Annotated in this window: 13 protein-coding genes; 8 read left to right on the top strand and 5 right to left on the bottom strand. The window is 55.2% G+C overall.

The genetic code is table 11. The features are described 5' to 3' along the window. The 4 genes from hisD to ACR3EM_RS17885 all read right to left on the bottom strand — a co-directional run bounded on the left by hisD (position 1) and on the right by ACR3EM_RS17885 (position 3,938). The gene (gene hisD / locus ACR3EM_RS17900) at positions 1-1,329 is read right to left on the bottom strand and encodes a histidinol dehydrogenase (protein ID WP_480471996.1); all 1,329 of its coding nucleotides are present in this window, start codon (positions 1,327-1,329) and stop codon (positions 1-3) included. 9 nt (positions 1,330-1,338) lie between these two features. After that, the gene (locus ACR3EM_RS17895) at positions 1,339-2,286 is read right to left on the bottom strand and encodes an ester cyclase (RefSeq protein WP_480471995.1); all 948 of its coding nucleotides are present in this window, start codon (positions 2,284-2,286) and stop codon (positions 1,339-1,341) included. Continuing rightward, entirely contained in the window at positions 2,286-2,822 is a 537-nt protein-coding gene (locus tag ACR3EM_RS17890) for an ester cyclase (RefSeq protein WP_480471994.1), read from the bottom strand. The genes ACR3EM_RS17895 and ACR3EM_RS17890 overlap by 1 nt, the downstream gene beginning before the upstream one ends. A gap of 69 nt (positions 2,823-2,891) precedes the next feature. Beyond that, positions 2,892-3,938: an ABC transporter ATP-binding protein gene (locus ACR3EM_RS17885; RefSeq protein WP_480471993.1), complete on the bottom strand. Its 1,047-nt coding sequence runs from the start codon at positions 3,936-3,938 to the stop codon at positions 2,892-2,894. A gap of 285 nt (positions 3,939-4,223) precedes the next feature. On the opposite strand from ACR3EM_RS17885, the gene ACR3EM_RS17880 reads away from it, so the two are divergent. The 4 genes from ACR3EM_RS17880 (at position 4,224) to ACR3EM_RS17865 (ending at position 8,514) form a co-directional block, all read left to right on the top strand. Beyond that, positions 4,224-5,453: an ABC transporter substrate-binding protein gene (locus ACR3EM_RS17880; RefSeq protein ID WP_480471992.1), complete on the top strand. Its 1,230-nt coding sequence runs from the start codon at positions 4,224-4,226 to the stop codon at positions 5,451-5,453. Between the two features lie 71 nt (positions 5,454-5,524). Further along, on the top strand, positions 5,525-6,556 hold the full coding sequence (locus tag ACR3EM_RS17875) for a carbohydrate ABC transporter permease (protein ID WP_480471991.1): 1,032 nt from the start codon (positions 5,525-5,527) through the stop codon (positions 6,554-6,556). 2 nt (positions 6,557-6,558) lie between these two features. Next, the gene (locus ACR3EM_RS17870; protein WP_480471990.1) at positions 6,559-7,443 is read left to right on the top strand and encodes a carbohydrate ABC transporter permease; all 885 of its coding nucleotides are present in this window, start codon (positions 6,559-6,561) and stop codon (positions 7,441-7,443) included. Between the two features lie 78 nt (positions 7,444-7,521). Continuing rightward, positions 7,522-8,514 carry a nuclear transport factor 2 family protein gene (locus ACR3EM_RS17865; RefSeq protein WP_480471989.1) on the top strand — a complete coding sequence of 331 codons (993 nt, stop codon included), beginning with the start codon at positions 7,522-7,524 and terminating at the stop codon, positions 8,512-8,514. A 59-nt stretch (positions 8,515-8,573) separates the two neighbouring features. On the opposite strand, the gene ACR3EM_RS17860 is transcribed toward ACR3EM_RS17865, so the two are convergent. After that, on the bottom strand, positions 8,574-9,770 hold the full coding sequence (locus ACR3EM_RS17860; protein WP_480471988.1) for a nuclear transport factor 2 family protein: 1,197 nt from the start codon (positions 9,768-9,770) through the stop codon (positions 8,574-8,576). A 162-nt stretch (positions 9,771-9,932) separates the two neighbouring features. On the opposite strand from ACR3EM_RS17860, the gene ACR3EM_RS17855 reads away from it, so the two are divergent. The 4 genes from ACR3EM_RS17855 (at position 9,933) to ACR3EM_RS17840 (ending at position 15,169) form a co-directional block, all read left to right on the top strand. Then, complete coding sequence (locus tag ACR3EM_RS17855; protein ID WP_480471987.1) at positions 9,933-10,610, top strand: ester cyclase; 678 nt, start codon at positions 9,933-9,935, stop codon at positions 10,608-10,610. A 15-nt stretch (positions 10,611-10,625) separates the two neighbouring features. Beyond that, complete coding sequence (locus tag ACR3EM_RS17850; RefSeq protein WP_480471986.1) at positions 10,626-10,949, top strand: ester cyclase; 324 nt, start codon at positions 10,626-10,628, stop codon at positions 10,947-10,949. 394 nt (positions 10,950-11,343) lie between these two features. Next, positions 11,344-13,473: an alginate lyase family protein gene (locus ACR3EM_RS17845; RefSeq protein WP_480471985.1), complete on the top strand. Its 2,130-nt coding sequence runs from the start codon at positions 11,344-11,346 to the stop codon at positions 13,471-13,473. A gap of 115 nt (positions 13,474-13,588) precedes the next feature. Continuing rightward, entirely contained in the window at positions 13,589-15,169 is a 1,581-nt protein-coding gene (locus tag ACR3EM_RS17840) for an ABC transporter substrate-binding protein (protein WP_480471984.1), read from the top strand. Positions 15,170-15,196 lie beyond the last annotated feature (27 nt).

Here is a 15,196-nt window from a genome sequence, read left to right as displayed (position 1 = left end):
TTACTCCGCAGCTTCAACCGGAACAACGGGCGCGCCATAAGGCACGTTGCGACCTCCGTAGCGGCGCACGCGAATGTTGCACTGTTCTGCGTGCCCGACAAAACCTTCCAGCATACACAGGCGTGAGCCATATTCGCCGATCAGCGCTGCGGCCTCATCAGTGGTTACCTTCTGATAGCTGTGCGTTTTCAAGAATTTACCGACCCATAGCCCACCCGTATAACGGCCTGCCTTCTTCGTGGGTAACGTGTGGTTGGTGCCAATCACCTTATCGCCATTGGCGACGTTCGTGCGGGGGCCGAGGAACAACGCCCCGTAAGAGTGCATGTTGTCCAGATACCAGTCGTCGCGATCAGTCATGATCTGAACGTGTTCATAAGCCATGTCATTGGCGACCTGCAGCATTTCCTCATGCGTATCGCACAGGATTATGTCGCCATAATCTTCCCACGAAGCCGACGCGGTTTCGCGCGTTGGAAGGATTTTCAAAAGCCGGTCAATCTCGGACAAGGTGTCCACGGCTAGGCTGCGCGAATTGGTAATCAGGCAGGCGGGTGAGTTGTACCCGTGTTCCGCCTGACCCAGCAGATCGGTGGCGCACATCTCGGCGTCGACCGTCTCATCTGCGATCACCATGGTTTCGGTCGGACCCGCGAACAAGTCGATGCCAACGCGGCCAAACAATTGCCGTTTGGCTTCAGCAACAAAGGCGTTGCCTGGACCGACGATCATGTGAACCGGATCAATGGTTTCAGTCCCTATCGCCATTGCGCCTACGGCCTGAATTCCGCCTAGCACGTAAATCTCATGCGCACCGCCCATATGCATTGCGGCGACAATCGCGGGGTGTGGCGCGCCATCGACCGGAGGGGCCGAGGCGATGATGCGTGGCACACCCGCCACCTGCGCGGTCAGCACGGACATATGGGCTGAAGCCACCATCGGGAATTTACCGCCAGGGACGTAGCAGCCAACTGACCGCACCGGGATGTTGCGATGGCCCAGAATGACGCCCGGCAGGGTTTCGACCTCGATATCCGTCATCGAGGCCCGCTGCGCCTCGGCAAATCGGCGGATCTGGGTCTGGGCGAACTTGATGTCCTCCATATCCCGGGTCGAGACCTTCTGCATCGCCGCCTCGATCTCGGAGGCATTCAGGCGAAACGACGCCGGGCTGTATCCATCGAACTTTTCGCTCAGCTCCCGGACGGCTGTGTCACCGCGATTTTCAATGTCGGACAGCGTCCCTTCGACAACTTTGCGCACCTTGGCGTCATCTTCGGCGCGCGCTTCTGAGGGTTTGCTGGTTTTTAGGTGTTCGATTGTCATATCAGCCTCCTAGGCCGTAGGATGTGCGCTATATTCAACGGGTGCTTCGAAGCCCCAGCCTCTGCCACGGAACACATCGCCCCCTAGTTGTTCGACGATGCTGGCAAAATCGACCCGCACAATGTTCTCGGCGATTCTGGACCCTTCGATGCGCCAGAAGTCGATGTAAGGGACGCGGATTTTCTGCCCGGTGGCCTTGATGCCCATGAAGTCACGTTCAAGCGTGGCATGGCAGGCCCCAAAACAAGCGGCCCAGTCTCCGTCTTGCATGAAATGAGGGGTCACGAAATCCCGGTTCCCGAAAAACTCGCGGAACGGCGAATACCAACCGCTTTCAAACTCTTCGAGGCCGTGTTTCAGGCCGCAGCCGTAGTTGGCATCCCAAACGAAATCCTCATGGAAGAATTCCGAGACATCGACGTCAGAACGTTGTAAGGCCGCTTCCATCGCCTGAACAACATCAAGCGGGCGTGCAGAAGCGCCCTGGCCCTGCTTTCCCCGCCACAGGCGTGCGACAGGCGGGTCAAGCCGATCCCAGCCCTTGCCTTCAAACACGTCCCATCCCAACTGGGCGGCAACGCTGGCCAGATCGACATTCACTTTGTTATAGGCGATGCGCCCGTCGCGAACCTGCCAGAAATCCACATATGGAATACGCAGCGGGCGACCCGTCGCCGGGATACCCATGAAGTCACCGGCATGGGTTGCATGGCAGGTGCCGATACAGGCCGCCCAGTCGCTATCCTCAAGCCACACCGTTGTGTCAAACTGGCGATTGCCGAAGGCGGTGCGGAAGGGCTCCTGCCATCCTTTCTGGAACTCATGGAGACCGGATTTGCGGCCGCACCCGGAATTACCGTCCCAGACAAAGTCTTCGTGAAACCAGGGCGACATGTCGGTCTCGGACCGCCCGAGCGCCTGTTCCATGCCTTTTACCAGTTCCAGGACGGATGCCATCATGCGCCTCCGTCGGGCCGTGGCGGCGTCGCCTCACCTCGATCGTAAGATTCCCAACCCATTCCGGCGAACACATCATGCCCCAGCTGAGCCAGCACATGCGGAAAATCGACCATCACCCAGTTGTCGACAATTTTCCCATCCACGACTTTCCAGAAATCCATATACCGGATCTCGACCCGTTTCCCGGTCGGTGCAAGACCCATGAATTCACCGGAATGAGTTGCTTCTTGACGGCCAAAGGCCGCGGCCCACTCTCCCATGTAGAGGCGGGCTTCATCGACGCAGATCTTGTCCGAAAACGCTGCCTGAAACGGGCGCTGCCAATTGTCCTGGAACTCTTTCAAGCCGTTTTTGGTGCCACAGCCGGTATTGCCCATCCAGCGAAAGCCTTCGGAAAAGAATTCTCCGATGTCGCTGATACGGTGATCATTCAGGCCATCTACCATCCCTTCGATGACAGCACGCGTTTCCGCGGTCTTGTTCATGTCCGTATCGCGGCTGAGCACGGCTTGTTCAGGGCGAGACCCCTTCATGGCAGCATTCTCCTATCTGGCTGACCTGTAAGCACTTTTGGTCACGTGGCGGCTTGCGCCGTGGTCGCCTCAGTCCAGGCGTTCCCCTGAGTTGGCATCGAACAGATGGCAAACAGATGCGGGAATATTCACGTTCACTGGTGTTCCAATCTCGGCCCGGTAATCTTTGCCCGCACGAACCGAGGCAATCGTACCCCCAAGTTTCAGGGTCACAATCGTTGCGTCGCCAAGCAGCTCTAGTGAATACAGCGGGGCAGCGGATGTCCCATCAGGGTCGAGGTTGGCGTCTTCGGCGCGAAAGCCCAGCGTCGTCTTGCCCTGGTGATTGGTCTGCAGACCCTCGATCCGGACATTTTCGCCGGTGAATACGCCGTTCTTCACTTCGCCTTCAAGCAGATTCATTGCAGGGCTGCCGATGAAGCTGGCTACGAATGTATTTGCTGGCGTGTCATAGATGTCAGTGGGTGTGCCCACCTGCTGAACCACCCCTTTGTTCATGACGACGACCCGATCTGCCAGCGTCATTGCCTCGATCTGATCATGGGTCACGTAAATTGTCGTGACCTGCAGTTCGTGGCTGAGGTTCTTGATCTGATGGCGTGTGGAAACACGCAGTTTGGCGTCGAGATTGGATAGCGGTTCATCCATCAGGAACACGTTCGGTTCTCGCACAATAGCTCGTGCCAGGGCGACCCGCTGTCGCTGACCGCCGGATAACTCGGCCGGGCGGCGATGCATGAATTCAGTGAGTTCGACCATCTCGGCTGCTCGTTCGACGCGCTCGTCATGGGTCGCTGGGTCCGTTTTCCGAACCTTCAGGGGAAAGCGGATATTCTCGTAAACATCCAGATTGGGGTAGAGCGCATAGCTCTGGAACACCATCGCTACGTCACGATCCTTCGGGTCCAGATCGTTCACAACTCGACCGTCAATCGTGATCTCGCCTTCGGTGACATCTTCCAGTCCAGCGATCATGCGCATTGTTGTCGTCTTGCCACAACCAGACGGGCCGAGCAGCACCAGAAACTCTTTATCCGCGATTGTCAGGTCAAAGTTGTGCACGCCAATAAATGACCCCCACCGCTTTGAAATGTTCTTCAGCTGAATCTCGGCCATGTCTGCTCCAAGCATTGCATGCGTTCTCAAAATTGTTGCCAAAGATTCGGAAAAATAGCAAGCGTAAGTTTTCTATGCCGATGCGTTCATCGCAAACTTTGACGGCAATATCAGTTATAAATTCAAGTAAATCATGATTATGCTGCGCTCAAAAGGATTAACTTGTCATATGAGAATAAATTGTCATAATGATGAATGCGAATGCACAACAGATGAATAGAAGTCAAAACAATAAGACTTGGCAGGTCGGCGCCTGCACATGAACCAACCGGAGGGTTTATAACAATGAATCTGATTAGAAACTTCGCTGCTGGTGCAGTCGCGGCCATGATGGCCACGGCTGCCTATGCAGAGTGTGAAATCGCCAGTGGCAACGTCAATGTCTTGGCGAATGACTTCCCGGCGCTCAAGGCGATCACGTCCACGGCGGCAGAATGCGCGGGCGGTGTCACTGTCGGGGCAAACCACAACAAGGATTTCCGTAACTTCCATGTTCAGGCGCTGACGGCCAATCCGGCCGAGTACAGCTCGGTTGTGGTTGCGAACTCGTCAATTGTTCCGCTTCTCAACGAAGGCCTGATCCGCCCGCTGGATGACTTGGTTGCCAAACATGGCCAGGCTCTCAGCAAGAACCAGTTGATCACCATTGACGGTAAGATCATGGCGATTGCCTTCATGGCTAACGCGCAGCACCTCTTCGTGCGTCAGGATATTCTGGATCAAGTCGGCAAACCCGTGCCCACGACTTGGGAGGAGGTTGTCGAAACCGGTAAGGCAATCAAGGATGCGGGTATCATGGAGCACCCGTTTGCCTTCCTCAGCATGTCCGACTGGAACCTGGGTGAAGAGTTCGTGAACATGTATCTTGGTCACGGCGGTGAATTCTTCAAGCCTGGCACAGCAGAGCCAGCAGTGAACAACGAAGCGGGCGTCGCGACCCTGAACATGATGAAAGAGCTGGTGTCGCTGTCGAACCCCGACTTCCTGACATACAACACCGCAACTGTTGTTCCGATCTGGAAATCTGGTGATCTCGCCATTGCCCAGCTTTGGGGATCCAGCGGCGGCGAGCTTCTGGGCGGTGAGGGCGCTGCCGAAGGTGTTGCTGAAAACACTGTTTTGGCTGGGGCACCAACCGTTGCAGGCGGTGATACTCCGTCCTCCACGCTTTGGTGGGATGGGTTTACGATCTCAAAAAACATCTCTGACGAAGATGCCGAAGCGACCTTTATCGCGATGATGCATGGTATCTCACCCGCGATGGTCGAGGAGAACAACGATGCCGCAGTTTGGCTGATGGATTCCTACAAGCCTGGCCCGGCTGCAGTAGGCGTTGCTGCGACGGCTACAGGCGGGGCCGATCCTTACCCGATGCTGCCATACATGGGCTTGCTGCATCAGGCGTTCTACGAAGAACTGCCCGACTTCCTGCAGGGCAATGAAAGCGCCGAGCAGACTCTGGCAGACATCGAAGCCGCCTACATCGCGGCGGCCAAAGAGGCCGGCTATTTGTAAGAGCCATGCCCGAGGCGGGTCGTCCCGCCTCGGCTTCCCCCAAGCCGCGAAGCTGACATAGGTGCCGGGTTATGAAACATCGCACTTTCTTCTGGTTCATCTTGCCATCATTGGCCGCGATGATCTTTTTCATTGCCTTGCCCATCGTATCGGTGGCGGTGCAGTCTCTGTTCGTTGAGCACGAGCAAATCATGATCGAGGTCGAAAACTGTGGACCGTTCAAATGCGAAACGGTTTTGCAGGTCGACAATGAGGCGACAGCCGCGCTGCAGGCAGAGGCGCCTCTGGGCCGATTTAACGGTTTGGGAACCTATACAAACCGGAAACATCTGGCGTTTGAAGAAGTCAGCGTAGCCTGGAGTGAAACCGAGACAATCGGCGACTTCATGGGCGAGTTGCTGAACTTGCCCTTCTACAAAGCCCTGATCTTTACCCTGACCTACACCGCTGTCGTGACCCCGTTTGTGATCGTGCTGGGTTTAGGTGTGGCGCTGGCCGTGAACAATCTGCCACGTTTATTGAAGGGGCCGACCATTTTTGTCTCGCTGCTGCCTATGATTGTGACGCCGCTGATTGGCGCACTTATCCTGTTTTGGATGGTGGATGCGGACGGGATTATCGGCGCAACTTTGCAAAAGATATTCGACGATCCGAACCTGTCCCTGAAGGCCTCAACGCCGCTGACTTGGATTATGCTGATCGTCTACGGGATCTGGAGTTCGACCCCCTTCAGCTTCATCGTCTTCTACGCTGGTTTGCAGACAGTTCCGAAAGAAACGCTTGAGGCGGCTAAGATTGACGGCGCCTCGCGTTGGCAGGCCATCCGATATGTGGTCATTCCTTATATGGCGCCGTTGGTGGTGTTTATCACCCTGATGCAGTTGATGGATAATTTCCGCGTGTTTGAACCCATCGTCGCGTTCTCGGCTTCGGCCAAGGCAACGTCGTTGTCGTGGATCATCTTCAATGACCTGCGAGGTGGCGACGTCCAGCTGTTCGGCTCTGCCGGAGCAACGTCTTTGCTGACAATCATCGGTATTTCCATCCTACTCACCCCTGTGCTGATCCGCACATGGCGCGACTTTAACCGGAAGAGGGCCTGATCATGTCAACATCAGTCGCTGACAGACGTTCCAAAGGATTGATCTGGTTCACCAGCAGCTTCGTGGTTCTGTGGATTCTCATTGCTGCTGGGCCTTTCCTTTGGACTGTTTGGGGGTCGTTTAAAGTTCAGGCCGATTTCTTTTCCAAAGCTGACTGGACCAACGCCGTCTACGGTGTGATGACCACGGCTGAAACCGGCAGCGCGTTTACGGGTGGCGGGTATCTTGGCGCATGGGTTGAGCAGGAGTTCTGGCGCAACTCGATCAACACGGCGATTGTCGTATTCTTCACGGTCATCATTTCGCTGACCTTTGGCACCTTGGGGGGCTATGCCCTTGCACGCTCAGGTTTCAGATACGCGTTTTGGCTGCTGATGGCGGCGCTGGTTTTCCGGGCCATGCCTCATATCACGCTAGTTTCGGGCTACCTGCTGCCGTTCTTTGAGTGGAACGTCTGGGGTAAGCTGGGGACAACGGTTATCGTTCTGGTGGCGATCAACCAGCCGTTTACGCTCTGGATGCTGCATTCGTTCTTTTTGAACATCCCCAAGGACATGGACGAAAGTGCCATGGTGGATGGTTGCACGCGGTTTCAGGCGTTTCGGCATGTCATCATCCCAGTGATGTGGCCGGGTGTGATTACCACGGGTTTGTTCAGCTTCCTGCTGGCTTACAATGATTTTGCAATTGGCGCGGTTCTGTTGAGTTCTGAAAACCAGACCATGGTTCCAAAAATTGCGAGTTTCCTTGGAACGGTGCGCGAAACCGGGGACGTGATGTTCGCTGTCGCTGCAGCGGTCAGCGCGCTGATCCCATTGTTCTTCCTTGTTCTGTTCTTCCAGCGGCAGATCGTCAGTGGCCTCACGGCCGGTGCGGTAAAAGGCTGAATTCGACTGATGCAGATCCGGCCAATCTGGCCGGATCTTTTTTTGTGTTCTCGAACGAGCGAAAGATACGCGTGACACATGACTACTCTGCAATCCGCCAAAGCGCTTGTGCGCAACTACTATGCCGCAATTGACCAGGATCCGGTTGAAGCGGTCAGGACTTATTGTGCGCCGGATGCGCTCTGGCGTGGGTATCACCCGTTCAATGAAATCCACAACCCGGAGGACGTTGCCGCGACCTTTTGGGTGCCGTTGAAAACGGCGGTCACGCGTATGCAACGTCGGCTTGATTTGTTCATGGCGGGCGAAAACGGGCTTGAAGATGGTGGTATCTGGGTCGCTTCCATGGGTCATCTCATGGGGCTTTTCGATCAGCCTTGGCTGGACATTCCGCCGACAAACAAGATTGTCATGCTGCGCTATGCCGAGTTCATTCGCGTCGAAGGGGACAAAATCACCGATACCGCGATGTTCTTCGATATCCCGCATCTAATGATGCAGGCGGGCCTCAACCCATTCCCGCCTCAGACTGGAGCGCAGCTGGTTCAGCCCGGCCCGATGACTCATGACGGAGTGATGTTTGACGAGCAGGACCCTGCCGAAGGCGAGAAAACCCTGCAGGCCATCGAGTTCATGATCAATGATATCCGCGATTGGAAGGGTCGGGAGGAAGAGGGGGTGCTGACCGAATTGCCGCGCAGCTGGAACGACGACATGATTTGGTGGGGTCCGTCAGGCATCGGTGCAACTTATACGATCGAGCGCTACGCCAAACAGCATGCGGGTCCTTTTCGCGAAGGGTTTACGGATCGCATTTTCAACGGCCACGTTGCGCGCATAGCCGAAGGAAGTTTTGGCGGGTTTTTCGGCTGGCCGAACCTGACATTGACCCCTTCGGGCGGCTTCATGGGTATGCCGGCCACCGGCAAGCCAGCCGATATGCGCGTCATAGACATGTACCGCAGATCGGGTGACAAACTGACCGAGAACTGGATCTTCATCGACCTGCTGCACTTCTGGAAGCAACAGGGTTTGGATGTCCTTGCGCGCCTTCCTTATATGCGCGGATAGCCAAATTAAAACGCACCCCGTTCAGGGGTGCGTTGTCATAGGTTTGTTCTTGGGCTTCTCTATTCGCCCAAGATTTGCATCAGAATTCCAAACTCATTGAAAACAGTCCATTCTTTCAGGACTTTGTTGTCTTTGATCTGCCACTGGGTGATGCCCCAGATATGCGCTTCTTTCCCGGTCGGTTCGCCATATGGCCCATTGCCACGATGGGCGCCAACACCGCCCCAGCGCACCGAGACCAAATACCCGTCTTCTGCGTTGCCCATCCAATAAATGTCATCGACAGAGATCCGGATGTTCGGGAACATCGCAATCATCGACATTATATGAGAGCGCAATTGGCCAACGCCTCGGTAGACCCGACTGGTCGAACCTTCGAGCACGATGTCTGGCGCATAGACCCGGTCCATTGCACTGAAATCACGGCGATTCCAGATGCTCTCGAATGCGGCGTGTGTGAATTCACGTACGTTGCCGTCGATGACATCCGGGATCGCGGGTCGCTTTGGAAAGCCTTGGCCGTCCATGCGGTTTGTATCGCTTGCAGCATAGTTTGGGGCAAATGGGCCCTGCGCGCGTTGCGAGGCTATGCAGCGCGCGGTTTCTCCGACATCAAGGCCCATTTGCTGGATCAATGCGGCGGTATCATAAGCGACATGCTCGTCATAGATCTCGTTGTCACGGGCTACACAATTCGCGATACATAGCAGGCGCAGCGGGCGATCGGTCGGAGGGCCAAACCGTGAATACCCAGTATTGGTTCCGAGGATCATAGTCCGGTGAGACGTGTGAAAGCTGACGTCATCGTTGCCGGCCCAGATGACCTCGTCCGCGACTAGACGAACGTCGGGGATGGCATTGTTGGTGTGAACCGTATCTGCAACAATCTTGTCGCGACCATATTGTAGTCCGACATCATCCCACACGCGGCAGTCATGGCTATAGGTGTCGTAGATATAGCCAATGTCCTTTTCCTCCCAGATCTGGTGGGTGATGCGGACAATATAGTCGACGATGTTTTTGAAACGCGGCTCGAAACCCCGCATGGATTGGGTGGTCACGTGATCGGGTTCTTTGTCCAGAAATTCCCGTGTGCCACCACGTCGATAATTTTCGAGAGAGATTGAAAAATCTGATGGCATATGCGCATCGCCAAGCGGGCGAAACCGGATATGTGTGCTTGTCTGGCTGTTGCTATCGCTTTTGATCTGGCGTGCAGCAACGGGCTTTCCAGCAGCTTCAGCTTCCTTAGTCATTGCAAACCTCGAATCGTTAAACCGCATACGTATGCTAGATAATATCAAGGCAAGATGCATATAAATACAGTTAAATTAGGAGAATATTTAGTTTCCATAGTTGTTAGGCGAGTATCATGCATATAGTATCGCATACGATTTCAAATCGTGGTGGCAGACGCTATGGAACTGCAAAGCGCAAAACAACTGGTGCGAGACTTCTATCGGGATCTTGATGCGGCCGATGCGCAGAACGTGTCCGCCGCAATGACCAAATACACCGGTGCAAACTTCAATTGCCAGTGCAGCTATCCCTTCAACGATATGGGTGGCGTCGAAAGCTTCGCGACCGAGTTTTGGGTCCCGTTCAAATCCGCCTTCGCTCCGGTTCAAAGGCGCGAGAACATCTTTTTCGCAGGCAGGAACCGGCTCGATGATTATCAGACACTTTGGGTGTGCTCGATGGGTCATCTATTGGGGCAGTTTCAACAGCCTTGGCTAGGGTTGGAGCCAACCCACAAGATGGCCTTTCTGCGGTATTATGAGTTTTTCCGCATTGAAAACGGTAAGATCGCTGAATCATCTCTACACATCGATGTGTTCGGAATGATGATACAGGCAGGCAGCAAGGTCATCCCTCAGCCTACAGGCGTGTATACGATTACTCCGTGTCCTCAAACGCAGGATGGCCTCTTGTTCGGACCTTGTCCTCCGGAACAAGGTGAAGCGTCCCTGGATATACTCTACCGCATGCTAGATACGCTCATTTCATCCGGCGTACATACAACCATCGAAGACCTGAAAAAGGATTGGGCCGATGACATGTTGTGGTGGGGGCCCGCGGGTATCGGGGCTTCATAAACCCATGGAGGGTATATGAAGGGCCATGTCCTACCGTTCGAAGATGGGCTCGAATTCGTGCGGCACAACGGTCATGTCACGCGCATCGGAGAGGGCAATTATTGTGGCTTCTTTGGCTATCCCAGTCTGACCATGAGGCCCAGAGGTGGTTTTTTGGGGCTTACGAGTGTTTCTGATACCGAGGCCGACATGCGGATTGTTGATCTCTACCGATGTAAAGATGGGAAGCTGGCCGAAAACTGGATCTTCATCGACCTGCTTTGGTTCTTGAAACAACTGGGCATTGATCTGTTAGAGCGTCATCGCCAGATGACTTTACCAGCACATGAGATGTGCTGACCAATCTAATGTTGATCTGAAATTTTCCTCGCTGCATTCGCTCGTTGCATAAGCCTGAGCTGGAGTACGCTGGCGGTTCTGCAGATTGCGTGCTGTTGCTTGTTTGATCGGGTAGAGGTTATGGGGAGAGGATTGAATTCCCGCTGTAACGCATCGCGCCGCACTGCCGGGTAGAACGTTTAGAATGGCAGTCTATCCCGTGACGAAAAGTCAGAACAATGTAACTGGTAAACCCCCTCTGTCCTTGAAGGAGCGCGAGCGGCGCAAACGGCTGCGCAATCGTGTTTTGATTCTGCTCTCGCCGGTTCTTGTCCTGCTTTCACCGATACTGCTGCCGATATTCTTCTTTGTGTGGCGCCGTAAGAAAAAGTCACCTCGACGATCCACGAAAAAAATGGGGGATGTTGCCGGCAATTTGTCATCGGTGGAACCGGTGCAGTCTGATGAGGCTGAGGAAAGGCTGATTGAAAGTCGACCTGACACCTTCGCCCTGTGCCGGGTAATTGGAAACGATCTTGTGCCACGTCACAAGGCCGGTCAATCGCGGGAAAATGTCAGTTTCATTCTTGAAAACGAGCCGGAGCTGAAGGACTGCACGAAGCTCTGGATACTGAATCGGATCGTCGATCCTGAAGCAGAGGCTGAGCTTATAGTCCTGCTTGAGGCACATAATCAGAAATATCTGCGCATTCCTTTCGATCCGACAGAGCTGCAAACAATCGGATATGATTTTGCGCCCTTCGAAGACCCGATGGTTTTCGCCGACGGAACGCTTGAACGGCTGGATGGTGAAACCCGAAACAAAATGATCACGCAGGCTTACCGGGCGCGCAATAACTACGTGATGAACAACAACGGCGCGCGCAATCAGGCGCTGGAGTTCTGCTTGGAACACGCCAAGTGGGCGCTGCCATTTGATGGGAACTGTTTCTTTACTCAGAGCGCCTGGGGGGCTGTGTGCGAAGACATCATCTCTCAGCGAGATAAGCGGTATTTCTGTGTGCCGATGGCACGCATGCAGAACAATGAGGAGCTGCTTCAGGACTCTGCCAAACCCGAGGCAAACGAAGAGCCGCAAATGGCCTTTCGATGTGACGCGCCACTTCGGTTTGATGAAGAGCACCCTTATGGGCGGCGTCCCAAGGTCGAACTGTTTGTCCATCTGGGCATACCCGGACCCTGGCAGGACTGGCCCCTGGAGAGCTTCGATCTTCCGCCTCGCAAGGTCAGCGCGGAAGGCCATCGCGTGGGATATGCCGGATGGGTGGCGCGTTTGTTTTCCGGACAGGCCAAGTTGGAGCAAAAAGGGGTTAAGACCCTTATCAATCGCGGCACCGCCAGGAATGAGGCGATCTGCGCCACGTTGGACATGCTTGAAGCGCGTCGCATGGAAGAGACCCATACCGACGGCGCAACCGTGTTTTATGATCAGGCCCAGCTCGACGCGTTGACGGGTGCCGACCTGAACGCATTGCGGGACGCAGCCGAGGACGCTCTGACCCGTGGTCCATTTTCGGTCACCGATAAACCCGAGCCTGGTCCTAGCGGGGACATTCACGACTATTTTCATCCATCGCCTTACTGGTGGCCCAACCCAAAGAAAAAAGACGGACGGCCTTATGTGTTCCGGGACGGGGAACGAGTGCCCGGCACGCAACTATACGAGAAAGAGAGTGACCGGTTTGACCGGACACGGTTGCAGAGGCTCTTTGACGACTCGATTGCTTTGGCGCTGACTGCAAAGCTCACTGGCGAAGACCGCTATGCGGATCATGTTACGCGTTTGGTTGAAACCTGGTTTATCGATCCGGCGACCAGAATGAACCCGAATCTGGACTACGCGCAGGTCCGGTTAGGGCACAAAGGCGACAAGGGGTTAGCGCACGGCCTGATCGAAACAAAGGATTTCTACTTCTTCCTCGATGCGGTGCGGATGCTGGGCGATTCAGAAGTCAGCGCGGGGGTGCGCGATTGGTGCGCCGAGTTCTTTGCGTGGTTAACCGATAGCGATCAAGGGCAGGGTGAGCGTCGGGCGAAGAACAACCACGGTACGTGTTATGACCTGCAGGCGGCGTCTCTGGCGTCTTTCCTGGGGGATAAAACCGCATTGCAGCGGATTAACCTGCGAGCACAGGCGCGGATTCTCGGCAGTATTACCGATGACGGTGAACAGCCTCATGAAATGACCCGCACGCTGACCCAGCATTATTGCGCGTACAACCTGCAAAGCTGGATCAACCTTTTCAATCTGCTGGAAGGGACCGGGTTGCAACCCTGGAGCAGTGAAGCGGCAGAGAGGCTGGTTGTCGCCATGCGTCAGCTGCTCAAACAATCCGTCGAAGGTTGGAAGCACGAGCAGATCGAACCCTTCGAGTTCGCACGTCTGGTCCCCATTGACGCGACGTTACGGCATCGGACCGGGCAGGGGATACTTCAGTTTGAAGAAGCCCCGGCCTGCTATTATCCCCATGACGGCATCCCGCCTTTCTGGCGTCTGGCGCGTGGCTCCGGCAGGCCTCTTTGATCACAATCGGGTGTTGCAACTCGAAAAATGATCTGGATGATGCGTTGGCATGAGTACCGGAAAATTCGGTCAGCCGTAGTCAAATGCGGTCAAAACAACACAGGGGAGACGACGTATGTCATTCAAAACACTTATGCTTGCCGCAAGTGCCACGGCGATGATTGCAGCCGGTGCTTCGGCCGAGACTCTGCGATGGGCCCGCGCTGGTGACGCGCTGACGCTGGACCCACATGCCCAGAACGAAGGACCGACTTCGGCCATGGCGCACCAGATCATGGAAACGCTGGTGATGCGCGATCACTCCGGTGCGCTGGTTCCGTCGTTGGCGACCGAATGGGCACCATCCGAAGAAAACCCGAATGTCTGGGTGTTCAAACTACGCGAAGGCGTCACCTTTCACGATGGTGCCGAATTTGACAGTGAGGACGTTGTCTTCTCGCTGAATCGCGCGATGACGCCGGATTCGGATTACAAGGAACTGTTAGCCTCAGTGAAAGAGGTGCGCGCGCCGGACAGGTTCACGGTCGAGATCGAAACTGACGGTCCGAACCCGATCATGCCCAACAACCTGACCAACATGTTCATGATGGACAAAGATTGGGCCGAGGCGAATAATGCTGTGAAGGTTCAGGATTATGAGGGCGGTGAAGATACCTTTGCGGCCAAGAACGCAAACGGAACCGGCCCATACAAGCTGATCAGCCGCGAACCCGACGTGAAGACCGTTCTGAGCGCCAACGAAAACTACTGGGGTAAGGACGAGTTCTCGCTTCAGGTGACTGAAATCATCTACACGCCGATCCAGAACGCCGCGACCCGTGTCGCCGCCCTGTTGTCGGGTGAGGTCGATTTCATTCAGGACGTACCGGTGCAGGATCTTGAGCGTGTGGCCGGAACCGACGGTCTGGATGTGCGCACAGCGCCGCAGAACCGGGTGATCTTCTTCGGTATGAACATGGGTGACGCCGATCTGTCCTCGGATAGTGTTGACGGCGCGAACCCGTTGTCGGATGTCCGGGTGCGTCAGGCGATGTCCAAGGCGATCAACCGCGATGCGATCAAACAGGTTGTGATGCGTGGCCAGTCTGCTCCGGCGGGTATGATTTCACCCCCGTTCGTGAATGGTTGGGATGCGGATATGGATTCGTCTTCATCGACCGATATCGAGGGCGCCAAGGCGCTTATGGCCGAAGCAGGCTATCCTGATGGTTTCTCGCTGACGTTGAACTGCCCGAATGACCGCTACATCAATGATGAGGCGATCTGTCAGGCGGCGGTCGGTATGCTGGCCCAGATCGGGATCACCGTGAATCTGGATGCCAAACCGAAGGCGCAGCACTTCCCGCTGATCAACAATCTCGAGACCGACTTCTATATGCTGGGCTGGGGTGTTCCGACCTATGACTCGGAATACATCTTCAACTTCCTGGTACACTCAAAGGGTGAGAAATACGGCTCGTGGAACGGCACGCGCTATTCCAACCCGGATCTGGACGCCAAGATCGTAGCATTGGCCTCGGAAACTGATCTGCCCGCACGTGATCAGCAGATTGCGGACATCTGGCAGGTTGTTCAGGGCGAGCAACTTTATATCCCGATCCACCATCAGGTGCTGAACTGGGGTATGAAGTCCGGTGTCGGCACCATCGTTGAGCCGGAAGACTCGCCGAAGATCAAATACTTCGAAATGAACTAAGGCATCTCTCAGGATGCAGGGCAGGGC

The sequence above is a fragment of the Ruegeria sp. AH3 genome, from assembly GCF_056536265.1.
This window is presented reverse-complemented; position numbering and strand designations above follow the sequence as displayed.

Bases quoted from the DNA above. Each gene is read 5' to 3' on its own strand.
- ACR3EM_RS17860 (WP_480471988.1), bottom strand. From the start codon at position 9,770: ATGACTAAGGAAGCTGAAGCTGCTGGAAAGCCCGTTGCTGCACGCCAG.
- ACR3EM_RS17890 (WP_480471994.1), bottom strand. From the start codon at position 2,822: ATGAAGGGGTCTCGCCCTGAACAAGCCGTGCTCAGCCGCGATACGGAC.
- ACR3EM_RS17845 (WP_480471985.1), top strand. From the start codon at position 11,344: ATGGGGGATGTTGCCGGCAATTTGTCATCGGTGGAACCGGTGCAGTCT.
- ACR3EM_RS17895 (WP_480471995.1), bottom strand. From the start codon at position 2,286: ATGGCATCCGTCCTGGAACTGGTAAAAGGCATGGAACAGGCGCTCGGG.
- ACR3EM_RS17875 (WP_480471991.1), top strand. From the start codon at position 5,525: ATGAAACATCGCACTTTCTTCTGGTTCATCTTGCCATCATTGGCCGCG.
- ACR3EM_RS17880 (WP_480471992.1), top strand. From the start codon at position 4,224: ATGAATCTGATTAGAAACTTCGCTGCTGGTGCAGTCGCGGCCATGATG.
- ACR3EM_RS17840 (WP_480471984.1), top strand. From the start codon at position 13,589: ATGTCATTCAAAACACTTATGCTTGCCGCAAGTGCCACGGCGATGATT.
- ACR3EM_RS17850 (WP_480471986.1), top strand. From the start codon at position 10,626: ATGAAGGGCCATGTCCTACCGTTCGAAGATGGGCTCGAATTCGTGCGG.
- ACR3EM_RS17865 (WP_480471989.1), top strand. From the start codon at position 7,522: ATGACTACTCTGCAATCCGCCAAAGCGCTTGTGCGCAACTACTATGCC.
- ACR3EM_RS17885 (WP_480471993.1), bottom strand. From the start codon at position 3,938: ATGGCCGAGATTCAGCTGAAGAACATTTCAAAGCGGTGGGGGTCATTT.
- ACR3EM_RS17870 (WP_480471990.1), top strand. From the start codon at position 6,559: ATGTCAACATCAGTCGCTGACAGACGTTCCAAAGGATTGATCTGGTTC.
- ACR3EM_RS17855 (WP_480471987.1), top strand. From the start codon at position 9,933: ATGGAACTGCAAAGCGCAAAACAACTGGTGCGAGACTTCTATCGGGAT.
- hisD (WP_480471996.1), bottom strand. From the start codon at position 1,329: ATGACAATCGAACACCTAAAAACCAGCAAACCCTCAGAAGCGCGCGCC.